General features: G+C 69.8%; 24 protein-coding genes. 14 read left to right on the top strand and 10 right to left on the bottom strand.

Going from position 1 to position 21,927, the window contains the following annotated elements; translation table 11 throughout:
- The first annotated feature begins 8 nt into the window (after nucleotides 1-8).
- From TFC3_RS28970 to TFC3_RS28960, 3 genes are read left to right on the top strand one after another with little or no spacing between them, the layout of a single operon-like run.
- Complete coding sequence (locus tag TFC3_RS28970) at nucleotides 9-830, top strand: hypothetical protein (RefSeq protein ID WP_067508439.1); 822 nt, start codon at nucleotides 9-11, stop codon at nucleotides 828-830.
- Nucleotides 827-1,945 (top strand): NAD(P)/FAD-dependent oxidoreductase, encoded by a 1,119-nt coding sequence (locus tag TFC3_RS28965; protein WP_067508437.1) that lies wholly within the window; start codon nucleotides 827-829, stop codon nucleotides 1,943-1,945. Before TFC3_RS28970 ends, TFC3_RS28965 begins: the two co-directional genes overlap by 4 nt.
- Nucleotides 1,946-1,977: 32 nt before the next feature.
- A complete protein-coding gene (locus TFC3_RS28960; RefSeq protein ID WP_067508435.1) occupies nucleotides 1,978-2,748 on the top strand; it encodes an isoprenyl transferase in 771 nt (256 codons plus the stop codon).
- A 47-nt stretch (nucleotides 2,749-2,795) separates the two neighbouring features.
- On the opposite strand, the gene otsB is transcribed toward TFC3_RS28960, so the two are convergent.
- The gene (gene otsB, locus TFC3_RS28955; protein ID WP_082772587.1) at nucleotides 2,796-3,608 is read right to left on the bottom strand and encodes a trehalose-phosphatase; all 813 of its coding nucleotides are present in this window, start codon (nucleotides 3,606-3,608) and stop codon (nucleotides 2,796-2,798) included.
- 258 nt (nucleotides 3,609-3,866) lie between these two features.
- On the opposite strand from otsB, the gene TFC3_RS28950 reads away from it, so the two are divergent.
- From TFC3_RS28950 to TFC3_RS28935, 4 genes are all read left to right on the top strand, one after another.
- Nucleotides 3,867-5,282: a PhoH family protein gene (locus TFC3_RS28950; protein ID WP_067508431.1), complete on the top strand. Its 1,416-nt coding sequence runs from the start codon at nucleotides 3,867-3,869 to the stop codon at nucleotides 5,280-5,282.
- Nucleotides 5,283-5,575: 293 nt separating this feature from the next.
- Nucleotides 5,576-6,337, top strand: a complete 762-nt coding sequence (locus TFC3_RS28945) for a lytic transglycosylase domain-containing protein (RefSeq protein WP_067508429.1) — start codon at nucleotides 5,576-5,578, stop codon at nucleotides 6,335-6,337.
- A 79-nt stretch (nucleotides 6,338-6,416) separates the two neighbouring features.
- Nucleotides 6,417-7,190, top strand: a complete 774-nt coding sequence (locus TFC3_RS28940; protein WP_067508427.1) for a trypsin-like serine protease — start codon at nucleotides 6,417-6,419, stop codon at nucleotides 7,188-7,190.
- Between the two features lie 37 nt (nucleotides 7,191-7,227).
- Nucleotides 7,228-7,863 (top strand): rhomboid family intramembrane serine protease, encoded by a 636-nt coding sequence (locus tag TFC3_RS28935; protein WP_067508425.1) that lies wholly within the window; start codon nucleotides 7,228-7,230, stop codon nucleotides 7,861-7,863.
- Here TFC3_RS28935 and TFC3_RS28930 read toward each other — a convergent pair.
- Nucleotides 7,860-9,011 (bottom strand): DNA recombination protein RmuC, encoded by a 1,152-nt coding sequence (locus tag TFC3_RS28930; RefSeq protein ID WP_067508423.1) that lies wholly within the window; start codon nucleotides 9,009-9,011, stop codon nucleotides 7,860-7,862. The genes TFC3_RS28935 and TFC3_RS28930 overlap by 4 nt on opposite strands.
- A gap of 54 nt (nucleotides 9,012-9,065) precedes the next feature.
- On the opposite strand from TFC3_RS28930, the gene TFC3_RS28925 reads away from it, so the two are divergent.
- The gene (locus tag TFC3_RS28925) at nucleotides 9,066-9,860 is read left to right on the top strand and encodes a hypothetical protein (protein ID WP_067508421.1); all 795 of its coding nucleotides are present in this window, start codon (nucleotides 9,066-9,068) and stop codon (nucleotides 9,858-9,860) included.
- Between the two features lie 22 nt (nucleotides 9,861-9,882).
- Here the strand turns inward: TFC3_RS28925 and TFC3_RS28920 are convergent, their stop codons facing one another.
- Nucleotides 9,883-10,896 carry a 4-hydroxy-3-methylbut-2-enyl diphosphate reductase gene (locus tag TFC3_RS28920; RefSeq protein WP_369819722.1) on the bottom strand — a complete coding sequence of 338 codons (1,014 nt, stop codon included), beginning with the start codon at nucleotides 10,894-10,896 and terminating at the stop codon, nucleotides 9,883-9,885.
- A gap of 235 nt (nucleotides 10,897-11,131) precedes the next feature.
- Here TFC3_RS28920 and TFC3_RS28915 point away from each other — a divergent pair, with 235 nt between their 5' ends.
- Genes TFC3_RS28915 through TFC3_RS28905 form a run of 3 tightly spaced genes read left to right on the top strand, consistent with a single transcriptional unit; the run spans nucleotide 11,132 to nucleotide 13,101 of the window.
- Nucleotides 11,132-11,665: a hypothetical protein gene (locus TFC3_RS28915; RefSeq protein ID WP_067508419.1), complete on the top strand. Its 534-nt coding sequence runs from the start codon at nucleotides 11,132-11,134 to the stop codon at nucleotides 11,663-11,665.
- Between the two features lie 21 nt (nucleotides 11,666-11,686).
- Entirely contained in the window at nucleotides 11,687-12,910 is a 1,224-nt protein-coding gene (gene xseA, locus TFC3_RS28910; protein ID WP_067508417.1) for an exodeoxyribonuclease VII large subunit, read from the top strand.
- Nucleotides 12,907-13,101 (top strand): exodeoxyribonuclease VII small subunit, encoded by a 195-nt coding sequence (locus tag TFC3_RS28905; protein WP_067508415.1) that lies wholly within the window; start codon nucleotides 12,907-12,909, stop codon nucleotides 13,099-13,101. Before xseA ends, TFC3_RS28905 begins: the two co-directional genes overlap by 4 nt.
- Here TFC3_RS28905 and TFC3_RS28900 read toward each other — a convergent pair.
- Both TFC3_RS28900 and TFC3_RS28895 read right to left on the bottom strand, forming a co-directional pair.
- Nucleotides 13,098-13,919, bottom strand: a complete 822-nt coding sequence (locus TFC3_RS28900) for a hypothetical protein (protein WP_067508413.1) — start codon at nucleotides 13,917-13,919, stop codon at nucleotides 13,098-13,100. The genes TFC3_RS28905 and TFC3_RS28900 overlap by 4 nt on opposite strands.
- Before the next feature lie 73 nt (nucleotides 13,920-13,992).
- A complete protein-coding gene (locus TFC3_RS28895; RefSeq protein WP_236718502.1) occupies nucleotides 13,993-14,535 on the bottom strand; it encodes a DUF4245 domain-containing protein in 543 nt (180 codons plus the stop codon).
- 103 nt (nucleotides 14,536-14,638) lie between these two features.
- Between TFC3_RS28895 and glpX the strand changes: the two genes are divergently transcribed.
- Nucleotides 14,639-15,676, top strand: a complete 1,038-nt coding sequence (glpX, locus tag TFC3_RS28890; RefSeq protein ID WP_067508411.1) for a class II fructose-bisphosphatase — start codon at nucleotides 14,639-14,641, stop codon at nucleotides 15,674-15,676.
- Nucleotides 15,673-16,680, top strand: a complete 1,008-nt coding sequence (locus TFC3_RS28885) for a DMT family transporter (RefSeq protein WP_067508409.1) — start codon at nucleotides 15,673-15,675, stop codon at nucleotides 16,678-16,680. Before glpX ends, TFC3_RS28885 begins: the two co-directional genes overlap by 4 nt.
- Here the strand turns inward: TFC3_RS28885 and TFC3_RS28880 are convergent.
- The 4 genes from TFC3_RS28880 to valS form a co-directional block, all read right to left on the bottom strand.
- Nucleotides 16,619-17,158, bottom strand: a complete 540-nt coding sequence (locus tag TFC3_RS28880) for a hypothetical protein (protein WP_067508407.1) — start codon at nucleotides 17,156-17,158, stop codon at nucleotides 16,619-16,621. The genes TFC3_RS28885 and TFC3_RS28880 overlap by 62 nt on opposite strands.
- A gap of 64 nt (nucleotides 17,159-17,222) precedes the next feature.
- Nucleotides 17,223-17,768 (bottom strand): hypothetical protein, encoded by a 546-nt coding sequence (locus TFC3_RS28875; protein WP_067508405.1) that lies wholly within the window; start codon nucleotides 17,766-17,768, stop codon nucleotides 17,223-17,225.
- Complete coding sequence (locus TFC3_RS28870; RefSeq protein ID WP_067508404.1) at nucleotides 17,759-18,325, bottom strand: hypothetical protein; 567 nt, start codon at nucleotides 18,323-18,325, stop codon at nucleotides 17,759-17,761. The genes TFC3_RS28875 and TFC3_RS28870 overlap by 10 nt, the downstream gene beginning before the upstream one ends.
- A 45-nt stretch (nucleotides 18,326-18,370) precedes the next feature.
- Nucleotides 18,371-20,902 (bottom strand): valine--tRNA ligase, encoded by a 2,532-nt coding sequence (gene valS, locus TFC3_RS28865; RefSeq protein WP_067508402.1) that lies wholly within the window; start codon nucleotides 20,900-20,902, stop codon nucleotides 18,371-18,373.
- Nucleotides 20,903-21,003: 101 nt separating this feature from the next.
- On the opposite strand from valS, the gene TFC3_RS28860 reads away from it, so the two are divergent.
- On the top strand, nucleotides 21,004-21,441 hold the full coding sequence (locus TFC3_RS28860) for a DUF3307 domain-containing protein (RefSeq protein WP_236718501.1): 438 nt from the start codon (nucleotides 21,004-21,006) through the stop codon (nucleotides 21,439-21,441).
- Here the strand turns inward: TFC3_RS28860 and TFC3_RS28855 are convergent.
- On the bottom strand, nucleotides 21,425-21,919 hold the full coding sequence (locus TFC3_RS28855; RefSeq protein ID WP_369819705.1) for a methylated-DNA--[protein]-cysteine S-methyltransferase: 495 nt from the start codon (nucleotides 21,917-21,919) through the stop codon (nucleotides 21,425-21,427). The two genes, TFC3_RS28860 and TFC3_RS28855, sit on opposite strands and share 17 nt — an antisense overlap.
- Nucleotides 21,920-21,927: the final 8 nt, after the last annotated feature.

The raw sequence follows: 21,927 nt of genomic DNA, 5'->3' as shown, positions 1-21,927 counted from the left end.
GACCTGCCATGACGGCAGTCCGCACGCTGACGTGGTTGCTGATCGCGACCGCGGTGGCCACTGCGGGGGTCGAGATCCTGAATTACTGGTACGCCCCGGAGCACGGTTTCGGGTTCGCTGTCCGGACCGGCTGGGCGTTGCTCCGTACGGCCGGATGGCTGATCTTGATCTGGCACGTGCGCCGGGGCCGGGCCGCCGCCCGCCCCCTCGGTCTGATCCTGGCGGTGACAACCGTCTTCGCCGTCGGCCGCCTGATCGTGCCGCGCACCGGCACCCCGCCGACGTCCGGCGTGCTCGGGTTCGCCCTGCTCACCGCGTTGTGCCTGAGCGTCGTGGTGCTGCTCTACCGGCACCCCGGCGTGCAGGCGCATCTGGTCCGGCACCCGGCCAAGATTGTGTTCACCCGCGAGGGCCTCCAGGTGCGCGAGGCCACCCCGAAACGTCCGCCGCTGGCCGCCTGGGCGATCACTGCGCGGGTTGCCGCCTTCACCTACAGCCCGCTCATGCTGGTGCCCGCGCTGATTTCGGTGAGCGAGCTTCGTCACCGTCCGCAGTGGCTGCTCGCCGTCATCTTCTGGTTCATGATCGGCATCGCGGCCTCCTACGCTGTGCTGCTGGCCACGTTCTTCCTGCTCCGCGACAAGCCGTGGGCGGGGCGCCTGCTGCTCTGGATCACCGCCGGTGTGCTCATCGTCGACCTCCCGCTGTGCTACCTGCTGCTCGGTGTGGACGGCCTGATCCGTGACGGAGCGCCACTGGTTGCGGCCGCGGCCCTGGTCACGTACGCACTGTGGCGTTTTTCCGGTACGAGACAAGCAGTCCCCGCGTGACCTACGACGTCGCCATCGTGGGGGCCGGACCGGCCGGAGCCATTGCCGCCGTGGCCGCCCGCCGCGCCGGAGCCTCCGTGCTGCTGCTTGACCGCGCCGAGTTCCCGCGCGACAAGGTGTGCGGTGACGGCATCGCAGCCGAGGCGTTCGATGTGCTCGACTCGCTGGGCGTGACCGGAATCGACCACGGATGCCCGCCGGTCGAGCGGCTGCGCCTGGTGGCCCCCGGCGGCACTGAGGTCGCCCGCGCGCTGCCCCGGCCCGCGCACACCGTGCCCCGGATGATCTTCGACGCCCGCCTGGTCGAAGCCGCCGTTGCCCATGGCGCTGAGCTGCGCAGACACACCGTGCGGACGCTTCGGTACGACCCCGGCGGCGTGGAGATCGACGGGGACCTCCGAGCCCGGGTCGTGATCGGGGCGGACGGGGCCGGATCGGTGGTCCGCCGGAGCCTCGGACATGCCCCGAACCCGCCGGGCCACCTGGCGATCGCGATCCGCGGGTATGGCCCGGCGATCGGCGACGAGCAGCTGATCAGGACCACGAGCGCCCGCTGGCCGGCCTACGCGTGGTCCTTTCCGCTCGGGGATGGCACGGCCAACCTCGGATACGGCGAAGTTCTCCGGGGGACGGCGCTCACGAAGGCGTACCTGAAGGAGCGTCTGAACGATCTGCTGCCCGGCGCCCGACCCGCCGGCCTGCGCGCCCACCACCTGCCGTTGTCCACCCGCCGTCCGCCGCCGGCTCGCGGTCCGGTGCTGCTCGCGGGCGATGCGCTGTCCTTGATCAACCCGTTCACCGGCGAGGGCATCTTCTACGCCGTGCTGTCCGGTTCGCTGGCCGGCGCCGCGGCCGCCACCGGACCCGGGCAGGCGGCCGCGCGCTACACCGCCGCCCTGCAGGCCCGCCTCGGACGTCACCTGCGGCACTCGCGGATCGCGACCCTGCTCACCCAGCAGCCTCGCGTGGTCGACGCGGCGGTCCGGGCCGCCCGCCAGGACCGGGCGGTATTCCACCGGATGGTGGACCTCGGCCTCGGCGACGGGGTCTTTGATCTTCGGACGATCGGCCGGATCGGGGCGCAGATGCTCCATTTCGCCCATCCGGCCTCTTGAGGTCCGGCGCGCGGTGGTTAGGCTGAGGCGCGATGAGTGTGCGGTCCCTGGTCTATTCCCTGTACGAGCGGCGGCTCGTCGGCAAGCTGGCCGGCAAGCCGGTGCCGCAGCACGTCGGGGTCATGTGCGACGGAAACCGCCGCTGGGCCCGCGAGATGGGCTTCGTCGACCCCAACGACGGCCACCGCGTCGGCGCCGAGCGGATCAAGGAGCTGCTCGGCTGGTGCGATCAGGCGGGCATCAAACACGTGACCCTCTACCTGCTGGCCACCGACAACCTGCAGCGCCCGGCGGCCGAGCTGGACCCGCTGCTCACCATCATCGAGGACCTCGCGACCGAGTTGGCCGAGCAGGGCAACCCCTGGCGGCTGCGCATCGCCGGCGCGCTCGACGTGCTGCCCGCCGCCACTGCCACCGCGCTCAAGGCGGCGCAGGAGAAGACCCGCAACCGCACCGAAGGTGTCGAGGTGAACCTCGCGGTCGGCTACGGTGGCCGCCGCGAAATCACCGACGCGGTCCGCTCGCTGCTCTACGAGCACGCCGCCGCCGGGCGCACCCTGGAAGAGCTCGCCGAGATCCTCGACGTCGAGCACATCGCCGAGCACCTCTACACCGCCGGGCAACCCGACCCGGATCTGGTCATCCGGACCAGCGGGGAGCAGCGGCTGTCGGGCTTCCTGCTGTGGCAGTCGGCGCACTCGGAGTTCTACTTCCACGACGCCAACTGGCCCGACTTCCGGCGCACCGACTTCCTGCGGGCACTGCGGTCATACGCGGGCCGTCAGCGCCGTTACGGCGCCTGAGGTCCGCAAACCCCAGGCGCGCAGCACGGGCAGCGCGCCCGAGGACCTCAGCCCCGCAGTACCGGCAGGGCGTCGGCGAGGAACTGGGCGACCGCCTCGGGTGACTCCAGCCGCAGATCCGCCGCCTCCGCCACGTCCGCGCCGGTTTCCGGGTTGGCCACCGCCACGGCGACGCCGAAGAAGCCGGGGTCCACCGCCTCGCGGGCGCGCAGGGCGTCGAAGGCCTTGATGTCGGACATGTCGTCGCCGAAATACCAGGCGCAGCCCGATTGCAGCACGCCGTCGCTGATCACCATGCCCTTGTCCTGGTCGACCGGGGGCTTCAGCTCGACGACCATCCGGCCGCCCTGGATGCGCAGACCCTGGCGCTCGGCATGCTCGTGTCCCCACTGCTCGACCTGCGCGGCCAGTTGCGGCGCGGTGCGGTAGTGCAGGGCGACCGAGAGCCGCTTGTATTCGACCAGGATCGCGCCGGGCAGTTCGGCCTTGGCGCGCTCGGCGAGCTCGGCCATCGCCGGCACCCAGGGCAGCGCGGCGGGCTCGGTCACGACGTCGCCGTCGTGCCAGACCTCCAGCCCGTACAGGCCGTAGAGGTCGACATGCTCCAGCGACTCGAAGCGCGAGCGCAGGAAGCTGACCGGGCGCGCTGAGACAATTGCCACCCGGGCCACCGTGGCGGCCAGTTCTTCCAGCGCCGCGAGCACGGAAGGCACCGGCTGGGAAGCGTCCGGGTCGTCGGTGACCGGCGACAGCACGCCGTCGAAGTCGAAGAAGAAGGTCGTTTCCTTGGCGCGTGAGGCGGTGAAGCGCAAAGCCTCGTCGGCGCTCAGAGGGTGCGCGGGGCGTGAGGACTCAGGCACGACTCCCAGAGTACCTGCCGCACGGCACGATGCATCTAGGTGAAACGGGCCTCGATCGTCGTAACTGTCGGGTACTACCGCGAGGGCTTGTTGACCGCTAGCGTTCTAGCTATGGCACGGGGTTCTCCCGGGCCATCCGGCCGCCCGGACCTGCGACAAGTGCGCCACGGGGCCCGCATCCCGACCCCGTGACAGTGCCGGGCACCGGACGTGGCGGACCGCGGGCGTACCGGGTTGCACGCCCGCTGGAGCAGGCCTGTGACATCTCGCCGTACTGACGCCGGGACCACTCAGAAGGACCCGGCCGCCAACGTCTCCAGCAACCGTGCCTCGACGGGACGCCGGTCGTCTCGCGATCGGCACGCCGACGCGGAGCCCGCCCCAGCCGGTCGGGTTTTTGTGCTGGACACCTCGGTCCTGCTGTCCGATCCGGCGGCGTTTCGCCGGTTCACCGACCACGAGGTGGTCATCCCCCTCGTGGTGATCTCCGAACTGGAGGGCAAGCGCAACCACCCCGAGCTCGGCTGGTTCGCCAGGCAGTCGCTGCGGATGCTCGACGAGCTGCGGATCAAGCACGGGCGGCTGGACCAGCCGGTGCTCTGCAACGACGAGGGCGGCACCCTGCAAGTCGAGCTCAACCACGCCGACCAAAGCGTGCTGCCGCACGGTTTCCGCAACGACGCCAACGACACCCGCATCCTGTCGGTGGCGCTGGGACTGGCCGCCGAGGGCCGCGATGTCACGCTGGTCAGCAAGGACATGCCGCTGCGGGTCAAGGCCGCCGCGGTGGGCCTGGCGGCCGACGAATACCTGCACGGACAGGCCAGCGATCCGACCTGGACCGGCATGGCCGATCTCAAGCTCGGCGACGACGAAGTCAACAGCTTGTACGCCGGCGACGAGTTGGAGCTGGGGGAGGCGGAGAACCTGCCCTGCCACACCGGGCTGGTCATCCACTCCTCGCGGGGCTCGGCGCTGGGCCGGGTCACCGCTGACAAGAGCGTGAAGCTGGTCCGCGGCGACCGCGAGGCGTTCGGGTTGCGCGGCCGGTCAGCGGAGCAACGCGTCGCGCTTGAGCTGCTGATGGATGACTCGATCGGCATCGTCTCGCTGGGCGGGCGGGCCGGCACCGGCAAGTCGGCGCTGGCGTTGAGCGCCGGGCTCGAGGCGACGATGGAACGCCAGCGGCACAAGAAGGTCATCGTGTTCCGCCCGCTGTATGCCGTGGGTGGCCAGGAGCTGGGCTACCTGCCGGGCAGCGAGTCGGAGAAGATGTCGCCCTGGGCGCAAGCCGTCTTCGACACGCTGGGAGCCGTGGCGCACGCCAACGTGGTGGAGGAGGTCCTGGCCCGCGGCATGCTGGAGGTGCTGCCGCTGACCCACATCCGCGGCCGCAGCCTGCATGATGCGTTCGTCATCGTGGACGAGGCGCAGTCGCTGGAACGCAACGTGTTGCTGACCGTGCTCTCGCGCATCGGTCAGGGCTCGCGGGTAGTGCTCACCCATGACGTCGCGCAGCGCGACAACCTGCGAGTCGGCCGCCACGACGGTGTGACCGCGGTGATCGAGGCACTCAAGGGCCACCCGATCTTTGCGCACGTCACCCTGACGAGGTCCGAGCGTTCGCCGATCGCCGAGGTCGTGACCGATCTGCTGGAGGAGATCCCGATCTGACGCAGCGTCATCGTGGAGGCGGGGATCCAGGCGGATCTCCGCCTCACGCCTTGTTTGAAAGCAATAACATAAAGTAACGACGCTTATACCGTACGGGTGAAGCAAATGATTTGTACTTGCCCTGATTTGTAGCTAAACATCCTGTGATTAAGGTAACAGGTTGGCGTTGCCATTTCACATCGCCTTCACGGTGCGCCAAGGTGGCTGGCGAGCATCAACCCGGTAACCCGCCCGGTTGGACATCGGTCCAGGGTTATCGCGGCGTCAATGCCCCCTACGAAGGGAAACTCTTCGTGAATCGGCTCTGGAGCCGGGTCGGAATTCGTGTGGCCTCCGTGGGTCTGCTCGTTGCGGGCACTATTGGCGGGGTCTACCTCGGCCAGGACCGGGACGGCGATCAGCAGCAGGAGCCCACTGCCTCCTCGCAGCAGCTCGTGGTCCAGGCGGACACCACGTTCGACGAGATGCAGTTGATCCGCGAGCGGCACACCCAGGCTGCGGCCAACCGGGCCTTCCGGAACGCCGCGTCGAGTTCTGCGGCCTCCAAGATCGCTGCCAGCACGCAGGCTGCCGCCGGCAAGGCGCAAGCCAGCCAGAAGAAGGCGATCGACAAGAAGGAAGCCGACGACAAGGCTGCGGCGGAGAAGAAGGCTGCCGAGGAGAAGTCCTCGTCGTCCAGCTCCAGCTCCAGCTCCAACTCCGGTGGTTCCTCGGGCCCCAGCGTCGGCCCCATTCCGGCGTCCTGCGACGAGTACAGCGGCACCCGGGCCACCGGCTGTGCGCTGATGCTGAAGGCGGGCTTCGGGATCGACCAGTTCCCCTGCCTCAACAAGCTGTTCAACCGCGAGAGCGGTTGGAACCCGAGCGCGTCCAACCCCAGCTCGGGTGCCTACGGCATCCCGCAGGCCCTGCCCGGCAGCAAGATGGCGTCGGTGGCCTCGGACTGGAGGACCAACGCGGCAACCCAGATCAAGTGGGGTCTCAACTACATCGAGGGCCGCTACAACAGCCCGTGCGGTGCCTGGTCGCACTCCGAGAGCACCGGCTGGTACTGAGCCACCCAAGCTCGAAAGAAGGGGTGCGTGCTTCGGCGCGTACCCCTTCTTCTTCGGATGTGGATGGTGGAATGTCCACATGGTCCGGAAAGTCGCTTCACTTGTCACGCTCGCGATCGTCGCCTCCGTTCTGTCGGCCAGTCAGGTCGGAGCGTCCGCACAGGACGATGCTCGCGTGGTCGTCGGCGGTGACCCGGCGCCACAGGGCAAGTTCCCGTGGATGGTCCGGCTGTCCATGGGCTGCGGCGGCGCCCTGACCGCGCCGCGCGTCGTGCTCACCGCCGCGCACTGCGTGGCCGGCTCGGGCGACAAGAGCATCACGGTGCTCGGCGGTGTCACCGATCTCAAGGCCAAGGGCGCGCACACCGCCCGCTCGGTCAAGGTGGTCCGCGCCCCCGGGTTCCGCGACGAGACCCACGGCGACGACTGGGCACTTGTCAAACTGGACCGTGAGCTGGGCCTGCCCACGCTGAGCCTGGGCCGGGCGGCGGACGAGAAGGGCGCGCTGACCATTATGGGGTGGGGTCAGACCAGCGAGGCGTCGGCCCAGCAGCAGCAGAAACTGCGGTACGCCTCCGTGCCGGTGGTCTCCGATGCCGACTGTGCTGCGGCGTACCGCAAGGTGGATGTGAACCTGGTCAAGAACGAGTCGCTGTGTGCCGGCAAGAAGGGCGTGGACACCTGTCAGGGCGATTCGGGTGGTCCGCTCGTACGGCAAAAAGGCTCCTCATGGGTTCAGGTCGGGATCGTCAGCTGGGGGCTGGGTTGTGCCCGCAAGGGTTATCCGGGCGTGTACACGCAGGTCTCCACGTTCCGCGACGCCATCCGCTCGGCCACCCGCAAGCTGTCCTGAGGTGGCATCCGGGTCCGCGATCGGTAACTATCGGTAGATGAGTTACCCGGGCCCGAGCGGCGACCCGACCAGGTTCGGCACCGATGCGTTCTTCGCCTCGATCGGGCGCGCCTTCGTTGCGATGTGCGCGGTCGTGCCGTTCCTGTTCCTCATCGAGGCGATCGACCGCGGGCTCGGCGCCGGCACCCTCGACGTCGCCGGCGGCATCATCCCGCACCGCCTGGACGGCCTCGACGGCGTCATCTTCAGCCCGTTCCTGCACGCCAACTGGGATCACCTGTACGGCAACAGCGTCCCGCTCATCCTGGTCGGCACGTTCGCGCTGGCCGGCGGCACCCGCCGGTTCCTGTGGTCGACGCTGGTCATCGTGCTGGTCAGCGGGTTCGGCGTGTGGCTGGTCGGCGACCCGGGCACCGTCGTGGTCGGCGCCAGTGGCGTGGTCTTCGGCTACCTGGGCCTGCTGTTCGCCCGCGGCTTCGTCGAGCGAAGCTGGTGGAACCTGGGCGTGGCCGCGTTCATCGGGCTGCTGTACTGGTACCAGATCTACAACATCCTGCCCACCGACGCGGCGATCTCCTGGCAGGGCCACGCGCTGGGCCTGCTCGCCGGCGTCATCGCCGCCGTCGCGTTCCGCCGTCGCCGCCAGCCGGTCGACGCGCTCACTGGGTTTTAGAACAGCTCCCGCTTCTCGAACAGCTCCGGCGCTTGTGGCTGGCGCGGGGCCACTTCGACCTGCGCGGGCACCTCCAGCGCGTCGTCGGAAACCCCCATCTCGGCAAGCTTGCGGGCACTGACCAGCACGCGGGATTCCAAGGAGCCAACCGCCCTGTTGTACGCGGTGACTGCGCCACTCAGCGAGGAGCCGAGCTTGCCCACGTGGTCGCCCAGGGTGGCCAGGCGGCCGTACAGCTCACGGGCCAGGCTGTGCACCGCGAGCGCGTTGCGGGCCAGGGCCTCCTGACGCCAGGAATAGGCCACCGTACGCAGCAGTGCGATCAGCGTGGCCGGGGTCGCCAGCACCACGTTGCGGGTGAACGCGTGCTCCATCAGCGAAGGGTCGCGCTGCAAGGCGGCGTCGAGGAACGGGTCGGCGGGCACGAACAGCACCACGAAATCCGGGCTCTGGTCGAACGCCGTCCAGTACGTCTTGGCCGCCAGCGCGTCCACATGCCCGCGCAGCACCCGGGCATGCTGATCGAGGTGGCCGTCGCGGGTGCGCTCGTCACGGGCCTCCATGGCCGACAGGTACGCGTCGAAGGGCGCCTTCGCGTCCACCACCACTGAGCGGCCGCCGTGCAACCGCACCACCATGTCGGGGCGTACCCCCTGCCGATCGTTGACCGCTGTCACCTGCTCAGCAAAGTCACAGTGTTCCAGCAAACCCGCAGCTTCGACGATGCGCCGCAGTTGGTGCTCACCCCAACGACCGCGCACCTGCGGGGCTCGCAAGGCGGCCACCAACTGCTTGGTTTCGGTGCGCAGCTCGCCGGACACGGACCCCATCGCCCGTACCTGCTCGCGCAGTTCGGCGTAGGCGTCGACCCGGTCTCGTTCCAGCTCGGTGACCCGCTGCTCGTAGTCGCGAAGTGCCTGGTGAAGGGGGGCAACAGCGCGGGCTACGGCCTCCTGGGACTGGGCTGTCGCCTCGTAGGAGAGGGCTCGCAGGGACTGCTCCATGCGCTGCTCGCCGTCGCGTCCGGCCTGCACCGTCGCCTCCAGCCGGGCGATGTCCGCGGCGGTGCGCAACCGGGCCGCCAGCCAGCCCAGCGCCGCCCCCACCGTCAAACAAATGAACACCACGGCCAGCGTCGAGAAGGTCACCCTGCGAGCTTGCCAGAGGGGTACGACTTTCCCGTCGCGGGTAACGTCGATGACATGAAGGTGTTTCTGCTGCTGGTAGTCATCCTGATCGTGGTCGCGATCGTCGTGCTGTGGCGCCGCGGGAATGCCAACCGCGAGCAGCAACGCCTGGACGACGCCAGAGCCGACGCGCAGCGCTGGTACGAACGGCTCGGCGGACAGGTCCTCAACCTGCACGGCGACGAGCCGGCGGCCCGCCAAGCCCTGTCGGATGCGAGCGAACGCTACAACGCCGCGGGCGGCCAACTGCAGCAGGCCAAAACCCTCCGCCAGTACGAGCTGGCCCGCGAATCGGCGCTCGAGGGGTTGGCCTACGTACGGGCGGCCCGCACCGCCATGGGCCTCGACCCGGGCCCCGAGCTTCCGGCGCTGCACGGTGCCCAGGGGGCCGGCCAGCTCACCAAGGAACGCGAGGTGACGGTGCAGGGCCAGTCGTACAAGGCGGGTCCGCAGCCGGGAGCCGAGACGCCTTACTACTACCCGGGCGGACGGGTGCAGGGTCGCCCGGTGCCGGCCGGTTGGTACTCGACGCCGGTGTGGAAGACGGCGCTGGGGGCGGGAGCTGGCGTACTCGGGGGCATGCTGATCTTCGACGCGCTGTTCGCCCCGGGCTTCGGGGACATGGGGTACGGCGACGGTTACCAGGACGGGTTCCAGGACGCCGCCCAGGACTTCAACGGCGCCGGAGACTTCAACGGCGGAGACGCCAACGGCGGAGACTTCAACGGCGCCGGAGACTTCGGCGGCGGAGACTGGGGCGGCGGTGGCGACGACTTCGGTGGCGGCGGCGACTTCGGCGGCGACTTCTAACGGTCTCGTCCGCCCCCGAGGATCAGCCGCGAGCCGCCGCGGCTGCCTTCATGTCGCGGCGCAGCTCCTGCGGCAGCGAGAACGTCAACCGCTCCTCAGCCGTCGTGTACTCGGTGACCTCCCCGAATCCCCGCTCCGCCAGGTGGGCCAGCACCTCCATCACCAGGTCGTCCGGCACGCTGGCGCCCGAGCTCACGCCCACCGTCGACGCGCCCTTGAGCCACTCGTCCTGGATCTCCGATGCGTAGTCGACTAGGTGGCCGGCGCGGGCTCCCGCGCCCAGGGCTACCTCGACCAGGCGGACCGAGTTGGAGGAGTTCGTCGAGCCGACCACGATCACCACGTCGCACTCCGGCGCGATTTCCTTGATGACGTGCTGGCGGTTGGAGGTGGCGTAGCAGATGTCGTCGCTGGGCGGGGACTGCAACAGCGGGAGACGGGTTTTGAGGCGGGCCACCGTTTCCATCGTTTCGTCCACCGACAGCGTGGTTTGCGACAGCCAGACCACCTTGGCCGGGTCGCGGACCACCACGTTGGCCACGTCGTCCGGGCCGTCGACCAGTTGGATGTGGGCCGGGGCTTCGCCGGAGGTGCCGATGACCTCTTCGTGGCCCTCGTGGCCGATCAGCAGGATGTCGTAGTCCTCGGCGGCGAAGCGCTTGGCCTCGTGGTGCACCTTGGTGACCAGCGGGCAGGTGGCGTCGATGGCCTTGAGGTTGCGGGCGCGGGCCTGGTCGTGCACCTCGGGAGCTACGCCATGGGCGGAAAACACGACAGTGGCGCTCTCGGGCACCTCCTCGTTCTCCTCCACGAAGATCGCGCCACGGGCCTCAAGCGTGCTGACCACGTGTTTGTTGTGCACGATCTGCTTGCGGACATAGACCGGAGCGCCGTACAGCTTGAGCGCTTCTTCCACGGTTTGCACTGCGCGGTCGACGCCGGCGCAGTATCCCCGGGGCTTGGCGAGCAGGACACGCTTGGCAGAAGTCACCCGGCCATCGTACGTGCGCCAAGCGAAGATCCCCCATGGTGCGATCCGCACCACAGCGGTACCTGGTTGGCGCGCTGACCTGGATCTTGCTCAACCTGCACGGTCCCGCTCCGGTGGCCGGCCTGGTCCGGTCACAGTGCGGGAGCGCAGAACCAGTTCGACGCCGTCAACCTGGTGGCCGGCCTGTACGTGTGGGGCCTTGCCGGGCTGCTGCTCTCCGCTGCGATCAACAAGGTGCGTTTCCGCCCGTAACGGACCGTGCGGGCGGGATACTCGGGCCATGAGCGCCGTCACCCAGCCCTCGGTCGACGAGGAAGAGGACGAGGAGGCCCCGGGTCTCTGGCAGTCCTTCGGCTCGGCGTTGCGCCTGATCGTCGGATGGTTCAGCGTGGCCATCGGGCTGCTGAACCTGCTGGTCGAGCTGGACCGCTCGGACGGCTCCCCGGACGGCGCCTACGTTTTCTTCCACTTCATCCTGCTGGTCGGCGGCGTGCTGATGGTGTCGCTGGCCTGGATCGGCGTCAAGCCGGGCCTGCCGGGCTACATTGCCGGCGCTGCGGTGCTGGTCGCGGGCGTGGTCCTCGGCGCGATCCCGGCCAACGACACGGTCTGCTGCATGCGGGCGTTCAGCGAGCGGCACGGCTACCCGTTCACGATTGCCGCCCGCGACGCCGGCTCGAGATGGCACATCGACAGCCAGCACCTGCTTGCCGACATGCTCTTCTGGGGCTATCTCGGTCTGGTGGTGCTGCTGACCGTGGCGCTGACCCGCAAGGTCGCAACCCGGGAGGACCGGGAGGAACAGCCCGGGTGAGCCGCCCGTAGGCTGGGCCGGGTGACCGAGCCGGAGCCGAAGTCGACGCCCGACGAGCCGTGGCCCGTCCGCGTCGTCAGCCAGAAGGTCGGCGCCTGGGTGGCCCGGCTGGGCTGGGTGTGGGTGGACGGCCAGGTGGCCCAGATCAGCCGCCGCCCCGGCACCAGCGTGGTCTTCTTGACCCTGCGTGACCCCTCGGCCGACCTCAGCCTCACCGTCACCGCGCACCGCGACGTCCTCGATGCCGGGGCCCCGGAGCTGGCCGAGGGCGCCCGGGTCACCATGCACGCCAAGCCCGAGTTCTATCCCGCTCGGGGCTCGCTGAGCCTGCGCGCCGACGAGATCCGCCAGGTCGGCCTGGGCGAGCTGCTCGCCCGGCTGGAGAAGCTGAAGAAGCTGCTCGGCGCCGAGGGCCTGTTCGCCCGCGAGCGCAAGCGCCGGCTGCCGTTCCTGCCGCAGCGCATCGGGCTGATCACCGGGCGGGCCTCGGCGGCCGAGCGGGACGTGCTGATGAACACCCGGCGGCGCTGGCCGAGCGTGGAGTTCCGCACGGTGAACGTGCCGGTGCAGGGGCCGACCGCGGTGCCGCAGATCATCGACGCGCTCAAGGTGCTGGACAACGATGACACCATCGACGTCATCGTGATCGCGCGCGGCGGCGGCAGCGTCGAAGACCTCCTGCCGTTCTCCGACGAGGCGTTGTGCCGGGCCGTGTTCGCCTGCCGGACCCCGGTGGTCAGCGCGATCGGCCACGAGACCGACGCACCGCTGCTCGACTACGTCGCCGACCTGCGGGCGTCCACGCCGACCGACGCGGCCAAGCGGATCGTGCCCGACCTGGGTGAGGAGACCCAGCTGATCGAGCACGCCCGGCGCCGGCTGGACCGGGGTGTGCTGACGCTGATCGACCGGGAGGCGCACCGGCTGGAGGCGTGGCGCTCGCGGCCCGCGCTGGCCCGGCCCGAGACGCTGATCGACCAGCGCGAGGCCGAGATGGGCCAGCTACGCGACCGGGCGACGCGCAGCTTGGAGCATCGGATCCGCCGGGCCGACGACGATCTGCGGCACACGTTGGCGCGGCTGCGGGCGCTGTCACCCAAGGCAACGCTGGAACGCGGCTACGCGATCGTGCAGCGCGCCGACGGGCACGTGGTCCGGGCGGCCGGCGAGGTGGCGGCCGGGGACGTGCTGCGGGTCCGGCTCGCCGAGGGCGAAGTGCACACCGAGGTACAGGAGCAGGGATGAGCGAGCTGAGTTACGAGCAGGCCCGCGGTGAGCTGGCCACGGTGGTCGAGAAGCTCGAACAGGGCGGGGCCTCGCTGGAGGAGTCCCTCGCCCTGTGGGAGCGCGGTGAGAAGCTGGCCGACATCTGCCAGCGTTTCCTGGACGGCGCGCGGGACCGCATCGAAACGGCCCGCGCGGCGCGCGACAGCTAGCTGTTGATCGCGGCGTACGCCTGGTCGGGGGCTTCCTCGACCTCGGCGGCGGGCGGGACCTGCTGCTGCGCGGCGCTGCCGTAGCCGGTGAACTCGGCGGTCCACTTGCCCGCCGGGGTGTTCTTGAGCTTCGGCACGTCCAGCACGAGCTTGGTCAGCCGGCCCTCGGAGTCGAGCGTGGCCTCGTACGGAATCGCCTTGCCCGCCGCCGGGTCCAGACCCTCGAACGAAGACTTGCCGAACAGGCCCTTGTCGTCGGTCACCGTGGTGGCATCCAGCGTGCCCTTGATCGGCGAGTCGCCCTCTGCGGTGGCTGCCGCGCCCAGCAGCGTGCTCACGCCCACCATGTCCGGGTTGTCCTGCTGGAGGTTGAACTCCTTGGAGGTCACCTTGGACATGTCCAGGCGCAGCCACTTCTTGCCGCTGAACATGTCGACCATCGACTTCAGCCCGTCGCGCAGCTTGGCCGATTCCGGGTCGTCGCCGACATCCTGCAGGCTCTGCAGTTGCTCGGCGGTCTCGCCCATGTCGACCTTCAGCTTCAGGTAGCGGTCGGCGTCGACGAACCGGAAGTTCATCTCGCCCTTACCCTCCTCGGTCGCGCTGACGAAGTCGATCGCGGCGGTCTTGCTCGGGCTGTGCACCACGCCCTTGCCCGAGCTGCCGCCCGGCATGGTGACGCTGAACGTGTAATTGCCGGCCTTGATCCCCGAGGTGGAATCGGCCAGCGCCGTCTTGGGGTCGGCTTTGTCGTCAGTGCACGCGGTCAGGCCGAGCGCGAGCAGCGGGACAAGTACGGCGGCGAACCGTCGATTCATGGCAGGGGACTCCGAACGCAGTGCGACAAGACTGCGGGAGCCTAAACGAAAGGCAAGTGGTCGCGCTGCCCCTTCAGGGCAACGCCGCCGCCAGGTCGTCGAGGCTCTCCGATTTGTCCGAGCCGACGATGATCATCGTGCGGCCCTTCTCCAGCAGCACCAACGCGACCTCGCCGGCCCGTGCCTCATATTTCTGCCACGCCCGCGAGCCCGCCTGCACCGTGCCGGTGGCCTTGGGCTGATTGCCGAGTTCGGCCGGGATCAGCGTGGTGGTCGCCACGCTGCTCTCCACCAACTGCAGCGGCTTGTCATCCGGTGCGGTGTAACCCAGGCGCAGCGTGGCACCGCCCTCCACCCGGCGGAACAGCGCACTCTGCACGTGCCAGTCCTCGCCGAGCCCCTGCGGCTCGCTCACCGGGAACGCGGCGGCGGCCCGAGCCTGCTCCAGCGCCGGGGCGGCGTCGATGCTCACCGGCTTGTCGCCGTCGAGCACCAGCCGGTAGAAGAGCAGCACCAGCATGATCGGCACGATCAGGATGCCGATCGACAGGGCCATGTCACGCGGCCGGCGGTCACCGCGGCTGGGCGTGGCGGGAGCTACTGAGGGGCTGGACACCTCCCCATTGTTAACCATGTCCGCGGCACGGGACTTCACGCCCGCCGTCATGTGAGGATCAGGACTACCGAATCCCCCGCACCGTCGCGAGGAGGCGCCTTACATGCCCGCTGCTGACAACCCTCAGGACCTCGACCGCAACATCGCCCTCGACCTCGTCCGCGTAACCGAAGCCGCCGCGATGGCGGCCGGGCGCTGGGTGGGCCGCGGCGACAAGAACGGCGGTGACGGCGCCGCGGTCGACGCCATGCGCAAGCTCATCAACTCGATCCAGATGCGCGGCGTCGTGGTGATCGGCGAGGGTGAGAAGGACGAGGCGCCCATGCTGTTCAACGGCGAGCGGGTGGGCGACGGCACCGGACCCGAGGTCGACGTCGCGGTGGACCCGGTGGATGGCACCACGCTGATGAGCAAGGGGATGCCGGGCGCGGTCGCCGTACTGGCTGTGGCCGAGCGCGGGGCCATGTTCGATCCGAGCGCGGTCTTCTACATGGAGAAAATCGCGGTTGGCCCGGACTGTGCCGACGTGATCGACATCAACGCCGGCGCGACCGAGAACCTGCGGCGCATCGCCAAGGCGAAACGCACCGACGTTTCCGACGTCACGGTCTGCATTCTGGACCGGCCGCGGCATCAGACGCTTATCGAAGAGGTACGAGCGGCCGGCGCGAACATCAAGTTCATCTCCGACGGTGACATTGCCGGGGCCATCTCGGCGGCGCGCGAGGAGTCGGAGGTCGACGTGCTCATGGGCATCGGCGGCACTCCCGAGGGCATCACCGCCGCGTGCGCGCTCAAGTGCCTGGGCGGGGCGATCCAGGCCAAGCTGTGGCCGCTGGACGACTCCGAGCGCGAGAAGGCCATCGGCGGCGGCCACGACCTGGACCGGGTGCTGAGCACCGACGACCTGGTCACCGGGGACAACTGCTTCTTCGTGGCCACCGGCGTCACCTCGGGCGACCTGCTCAAGGGCGTGCGCTACCGCAGCGGTGGGGCGCACACCCAGTCGATCGTCATGCGTTCCAAGAGCGGCACGATCCGGGTGATCGACTCGTACCACCGGTTGGAGAAGCTGAAGTTGTACTCATCGGTGGACTTCGACGGGCACCTGCCTTCGATCAGCCCTACAGTGCCTGAGTGACTCGAACCGCTTCCGCGCCGCCGGTCGTTTCCGCCGGGCAACGAACGGCCGGCGTCGTGGTCGCGGTGATCGCGGGTGCCGCGCTGGCCGTGCAGTCCAGGATCAACGGCGAGCTTGCGGTACGTCTGGACGACCCGATCGGCGCCGCGCTGATCTCCTTCGGGTCGGGCCTGGTCGTGCTGGCCTTGCTGGTGCCCGCGCTACCGGCGGGCCGCGCCGGGCTGGCCGGGCTGCGCGCCGCGCTGCGGGAGCACCGGCTCAGCGCGTGGCAGTTGCTCGGCGGTATGTGTGGCGGTTTCCTGGTCGCCACCCAGGGCCTGACCGTGCCCACCCTCGGCGTGGCCGTGTTCATCGTGGCGCTGGTGGCCGGCCAGTCCTCAAGCAGCCTGCTGGTGGACCGGGCGGGCGTGGGCCCGGCCGGTCAGCAGCCGGTGACCGCGCCGCGCCTGGCGGGGGCGGTGCTGACAGTGGTCGCCGTGCTCATCTCGGTCGGCGACCGGATCGGGCACCCCAGCGCCCTCGCTCTGGCCATCCTGCCGTTGCTGGCCGGTCTGGGCATCGCCTGGCAGCAGGCGGTGAACGGCCACGTCCGGCAGGCTTCGGGCAGCGCCCTGGTAGCCGGCCTGGTCAACTTCTGTACGGGCACGGCGGTGCTGCTCGTGGCGTTCGCCGTGTCCGTACTGATCCGCGGGCTGCCCGGTCACCTGCCGCACGGCCCGTGGTGGCTGTACTGCGGTGGCCTGATCGGCATCCTGTTCGTCGCCGCCGGTGCCGCGGTGGTCCGCTACACCGGGGTGTTGCTGCTGGGTCTGGGCATGATCGCCGGGCAGATCACCGGAGCGCTGCTGCTGGACGTGGTGGCCCCCGGCGACGCGGGCCGCCCGGGCTGGAACACCATCGTCGGTGCCGTGCTCACCCTGGTGGCGGTCGTCGTAGCCGTGGTCAAGAAAGACGCCGGGCCAGCTCGCGGCGAACAGCGCGCGGGCCGGGCCACACCTGGCTGAGGTCGGCGGTGAACGTGGGGGAGCCGTCCGGTTCGTCGTGCAGCGCCGGCCAGCCCTCGTCACCCTCCGCGATCGGGTGCACCCGGTCCAGGTCGACAGGTGTCACGTCGAGGACCGTGCGCAGCCCCCGGCGATGCACCATCACGTGGTCGATGTCCTGCCACGCGAGCAGTACGGGGTCGCTGCCCTCGGTGGCCAGCTCGAGCCCCCCGGACGAGGCCCGGATCCAGGTGCGCTGCGCGGAACGGGCGGTCAGGGCGTACACCCCCGAGGCGATGGTGGCGATCGAAACACCCTGGATCAGCGTCGACCACCACGGATCACCGGGAGCATCGAGCAGAACGGCAACAATCGGCGACACGATCAGGTACGCCACCAGCAGCGCCCCGAACAGCACGGCGAACGTACGCCACGGCGACGCCCGGAACAGCACGGCATCGGCGGCGGGTGCCGCAACCTCCTCCGGCGGGATCGACATGCCCCCTATGCTGCCGTGTCGGTGCCCCGCGCAGGTTCCGCTTCGCGAAGGTCGGCGCGGTTGGTCATCGCGCCATGGCGAGGTAGCGGCGGCTGCGGGCCCGGGTCTGCCAGACGTTGACGACCACCCATACCAGCGCCGCGAGGCCGATCAGGCCGGCGCCCTGGTTGAAGCCGAACTTGCCGTCGAACAGATTCAGCAGCAGCCCTACGGCCACCAGAGCGATGCTCCCGGTCATGGCCCAGGGGGCGACGGTGCGGCGCAGGCTGCGTTCCGCCAGGTCCCGGGCCAGGGCGTCGATGCGGGGATCATCGCTGCCGCCGGCCTTGAGCGCCAGCGACACCGACCGCTGGGTGGCCCGGTCCGCGCCCTGGAACAACATTGCGTCGCGGTCCGCACGCCGGAACATGCGCCAGGCCAGCGCGCCGAAAATTGCCACGAAGATGAGCGGGAGCAGCAGCCCCCACCACAGCCCGCCGCCCGCCGCCAGCACGCCGGCCATCATCGCCGCTCCGGCCAGCACGCCGATCACCGCGAACATCCACCCCAGCCCGCGAACCCGGCGAACCGCGCGCGCGTGCAACAGGTCCCGGTCCGGAATCACGTCCATGGGCTCGGCTCCCGCAGGTAGGCGCGGTAGCGGCGCAGCTCCATCGTTTTCGTCACAACCATCACCACCATCAGGGTCAGGGACCCAGCGGGCAGCACCGCCCGCTCCCACTCCCGGTCGGTGAGGCGTACAACCAGCAGGAACGCTTGAAGCAGCGCGAGCGCGACGCCGAGCCCGATGAACCACCGCTGGTTGAGGCCCCGGCGGGCCGTCTCGCGGGCCAGCTCGTCAATGCGCGGATCGCCGGTGCCGCCGGTTCGCAGCGCAGCGGTCACCGCTGTCCGGGTTGCCCGGTCCGTGCCGTACAGCAGCGGCGAGCGCTTGGCCATCCGCCGGGCCACGATGATGGTGGTCGCCACCACGACCGCCGCCGCGACCAGCCCGGCGGTCAGCACGAGCAGGCCCCGGCCGCTGTGGAAGTCGTCGATCAGCGCGAAGAAGAAACCGGCGAGCCCGGCGAAGACGACCCCGCCGACCAGGCAAGCGATGAGCACCGAGCGCCGCAGCCCCTCGGCCGACCGCTGCCGCAACAGGTCCCGGTCCGGAATCGCGTCCATGACCGGGACCCCTACCCGCAGTGAAGATCAACTACACCGACCGGATCAGAAGGCGCAGGCGATGACGAGTTCCGGGGTGCGGTCCGGCAGCATGTCGAGCTTGGCGATGCGGCCCGCTGCCTTGAGGTCCGGCTCGATCCGGGTTAGCTGGTCCAGGAGCTGGGCCGGGCCGAGGGCTTCGGCCAGGGGCACTTCGGCCTTCATCGACAGCTTACGGTCGGACTTGGCCCGCCGGACCTGGCGCAGCGCGTCACCGGCCAGGTCGAGCAGGGCGGCGTCACCTTCGGGGGCCGCCCGGGTCAGCTCGTACGGAGTGGGCCACGTCGCCGCATGCACCGAGCCGTAGCGCCACCACGACCAGACCTCCTCGGTCACGTACGGCAGAAACGGCGCGAACAGCCGCAGCAGCACCGACAACCCCGCAGCCAGCGCCGCCCGAGCCGAGTCCCCGGCCGCCCCCGGTGCGTACGCCCGGTCCTTCACCAACTCGATGTAGTCGTCGCAGAAGGTCCAGAAGAACGCCTCGGTGCCGGTCAGCGCTGTCGTGTGGTCGTACTCGTCGAAGGCCGTTGTTGCCGCGGTCACCACGGTGGCCAGCCGGCTCAGCATCGCCCGGTCCAGCGCCTCGGTCACCGGCTGGCGCAGCGCGCCGGCGGCGCCCAGCCCGAGCGCGAACTTGGAGGCGTTGAGCAGCTTGGTGGCCAGCCGCCGGCCCACCTTGATCTGCGCCGGGTCGAACGCCAGGTCGGCGCCGGGCCGCCCGTTCGCTGCCCAGTAGCGCACCGCGTCGGACCCGCTCTGCACGAGCAGATCCATCGGGGTGACCACGTTGCCCTTGGACTTCGACATTTTCTTGCGGTCCGGGTCGAGGATCCAGCCGGACTGCACGGTGCTGGTCCACGGCAGCGTGCCGTGTCCGAGGTGCGAGCGGACCACCGAGTAGAACAGCCAGGTGCGGATGATCTCCTGACCCTGCGGGCGCAGGTCCATCGGGAACACCCGCCGGAACAGGTCCTCGTCGGTGCCCCACCCGCCGACGATCTGCGGGGTGAGCGACGAGGTAGCCCAGGTGTCCATGACGTCCGGGTCGGCCGTGAAGCCGCCCGGCACGTCGCGCTGGGACTCCTCGAAGCCGGGCGGGCACTGCGAGGACGGGTCAACCGGCAGTGCCGAAACGTCCGGTATGAGAAGCTGGCCGTAGTCCGGCTCGCCAGCGTTGTCGAGCCGGTACCACAGGGGGATCGGCACGCCGAAGAACCGCTGCCGGCTGACCAGCCAGTCACCGGTCAAGCCGGCGACCCAGTGGTCGTACCGGTGCCGCATGTGCTCGGGAATCCACCGCAGCTCGCGGCCGCGTCCCAGTAGCTCGTCGCGCAAATCCCGATCGCGCCCGCCGTTGCGGATGAACCATTGCCGGCTGGTGACGATCTCCAGCGGGGATTCGCCGCGCTCGTAGAACTTGACCGGGTGGGTGATCGGGCGCGGCTCGCCCAGCAGGTCACCGGTCTCGGTCAGGAGCCGCACAATCTCGCGCCGGGCCGCAGCGACGCTCAGCCCGGCAAAACCCCGGTACGCCGCCTCGGCCACCCCGGCCGGCCGGTCGGGCAGGAAACGACCGTCGCGGCCCAGCACGACGCGCGTCTGCAGTTGCAGGTCACGCCACCAGATGACGTCGGTCAGGTCGCCGAACGTGCAGACCATCGCGATGCCGGTGCCCTTGCCGGGATCGGCGAGCTGGTGACCGTACACCGGGACCTCGACGTCGAAGTACGGCGTGCGCACAGTCGTACCCACCAGCGGATGCCCCGGCGCGGCGACCAGCGCGACGCACGCCGGCAGCAGCTCCGGACGCGTGGTGTCCACCTCGACCGGGCCGTCCGCGCCGTGGAAACGCAGCCGGTGGTACGCCCCGGGCCGCTCCCGGTCCTCGATCTCGGCCTGCGCCACAGCGGTCCGGAAGCCGACGTCCCACAAGGTGGGCGCCTCGGAGGTGTACGCCTCCCCGCGCGCCACATTGTCGACAAAGGCGCGCTGCGACACGGCTTGCGACTTCGGCCCGATGGTCGTATAGGTCAGGTTCCAGTCGACGGACAGCCCGAGCCGGCGCCACAGTGCTTCGAACGCCTTCTCGTCCTCGGTGGTGAGCCGGTTGCACAGCTCGACGAAGTTGCGCCGCGACACCGCGACGGCGGGCTTGGGCGGCGTTGCCGGTGGCTGCCAGGCCGGGTCGTACGGCAGGGCCGGGTCGCAGTAGACGCCGTACACGTTCTGCACCCGGCGCTCGGTCGGCAGCCCGTTGTCGTCCCAGCCCATCGGATAGAAGACGGCCTTGCCGCGCATCCGCTGGAACCGCGCGATCGTGTCGGTGTGGGTGTACGAGAACACATGCCCCATGTGCAGCTCGCCCGATACGGTCGGCGGAGGCGTGTCGATGGCGTACACGTCGGCGCGCTGCTTGGAGCGGTCGAACGCGTACGTACCCTCCTCCTGCCAGCGCGGCGCCCACTTCTGTTCGAGCCCGTCCAGCGACGGCCGCTCGGGCAGACCGGTGCGCGCGGTCTTTGCCGTATCAGTCATGCGCCCGAGGGTAGAGGGGTCTTATCCGGTCTGCCAGCAGGTTTGGCTCGCAGCCGCGATACTCTCCATCTCCGCCCGTGGGGAGGGCGGGCAGAGACTAAGTGGGGTCGTGGATGCCGGATGCGGTGCTCGTCTACGTAGTGTCGGTGACCACGCTGATGGCGGCTCACCAACTCGGCGACCATGTGCTGCAGTCGGACCGCCAGGCCGCGCACAAGGCCGATCCGGGGCTGACCGGCTGGTCCTGCATGGCCCTGCACGTCGGCATCTACCACGTGATCGCGACCGTCATGCTGCTCGTCGCGTTCGTCGGCCTCGGCCTCGGCACCCCCGTGCGCGGCCTGATCGCCGGTCTCGCGTTCTCCGCGGTCACCCACGCCTTCCTCGACCGCCGCTGGCCGGTGCGCCTGATCCTGACCCGGATGGGCTCACCGACCTTCGCGGTCATGCAGAGCCCGGTGAACGGCATGTACGTCGCCGACCAGGCCCTGCACTACGCCTGCCTGTGGATCTCAGCCATCCTCATCGCGCGACTGTGACCTGCTCGTGGGTCAGCAACGCCGTCTTCACCCCGACTCCCCAGCGGTAGCCGCGTAGCGTCCCGTCCGTGCCGACCACCCGATGGCAGGGCAGGAACAACGCCACGGCATTGCGGGCACAGGCGGTTGCGGCGGCGCGGATCGCGGTGGGACGTCCGGCCAGAGCGGCATATTCACGGTACGTCACCGGGTGCCCCGGCTTGATGTCGCGCATCACGAGCCAGGCGTGCGTCAGGAACGGCCCGGTCGTGTGCTGTTCGACGGCCACGTTGTCGATGGCGTCGAGCTCGCCGTCGAAATAGGACCGCACCGCCTCCTCGATCGCGTCCGGCTGCGTCGCCGGCCGGGTTTCTTCCAGCAGATTCCGGTGTACGAGGGGAAGCAGTGCGTCGATCTCGGAGGTGAACCCGGAAGCGCGTACGGCCCCGGCCTCGCTGACCAGGTAGGTGAATGGGCCGGCCGGTGTGTCGAGGGTCATGGAACGCA

The organism is Actinoplanes sp. TFC3, assembly GCF_001553785.1.
Lineage (GTDB): Bacteria > Actinomycetota > Actinomycetes > Mycobacteriales > Micromonosporaceae > Actinoplanes.
This window is presented reverse-complemented; position numbering and strand designations above follow the sequence as displayed.

Bases quoted from the DNA above. Each gene is read 5' to 3' on its own strand.
- TFC3_RS28900 (WP_067508413.1), bottom strand. From the start codon at position 13,919: ATGAATCGACGGTTCGCCGCCGTACTTGTCCCGCTGCTCGCGCTCGGC.
- TFC3_RS28880 (WP_067508407.1), bottom strand. From the start codon at position 17,158: ATGTCGATCCCGCCGGAGGAGGTTGCGGCACCCGCCGCCGATGCCGTG.
- TFC3_RS28970 (WP_067508439.1), top strand. From the start codon at position 9: ATGACGGCAGTCCGCACGCTGACGTGGTTGCTGATCGCGACCGCGGTG.
- TFC3_RS28870 (WP_067508404.1), bottom strand. From the start codon at position 18,325: ATGGACGCGATTCCGGACCGGGACCTGTTGCGGCAGCGGTCGGCCGAG.
- TFC3_RS28940 (WP_067508427.1), top strand. From the start codon at position 6,417: ATGGTCCGGAAAGTCGCTTCACTTGTCACGCTCGCGATCGTCGCCTCC.
- TFC3_RS28935 (WP_067508425.1), top strand. From the start codon at position 7,228: ATGAGTTACCCGGGCCCGAGCGGCGACCCGACCAGGTTCGGCACCGAT.
- glpX (WP_067508411.1), top strand. From the start codon at position 14,639: ATGCCCGCTGCTGACAACCCTCAGGACCTCGACCGCAACATCGCCCTC.
- TFC3_RS28855 (WP_369819705.1), bottom strand. From the start codon at position 21,919: ATGACCCTCGACACACCGGCCGGCCCATTCACCTACCTGGTCAGCGAG.
- TFC3_RS28960 (WP_067508435.1), top strand. From the start codon at position 1,978: ATGAGTGTGCGGTCCCTGGTCTATTCCCTGTACGAGCGGCGGCTCGTC.
- TFC3_RS28925 (WP_067508421.1), top strand. From the start codon at position 9,066: ATGAAGGTGTTTCTGCTGCTGGTAGTCATCCTGATCGTGGTCGCGATC.
- TFC3_RS28915 (WP_067508419.1), top strand. From the start codon at position 11,132: ATGAGCGCCGTCACCCAGCCCTCGGTCGACGAGGAAGAGGACGAGGAG.
- TFC3_RS28875 (WP_067508405.1), bottom strand. From the start codon at position 17,768: ATGGACGTGATTCCGGACCGGGACCTGTTGCACGCGCGCGCGGTTCGC.
- valS (WP_067508402.1), bottom strand. From the start codon at position 20,902: ATGACTGATACGGCAAAGACCGCGCGCACCGGTCTGCCCGAGCGGCCG.
- TFC3_RS28905 (WP_067508415.1), top strand. From the start codon at position 12,907: ATGAGCGAGCTGAGTTACGAGCAGGCCCGCGGTGAGCTGGCCACGGTG.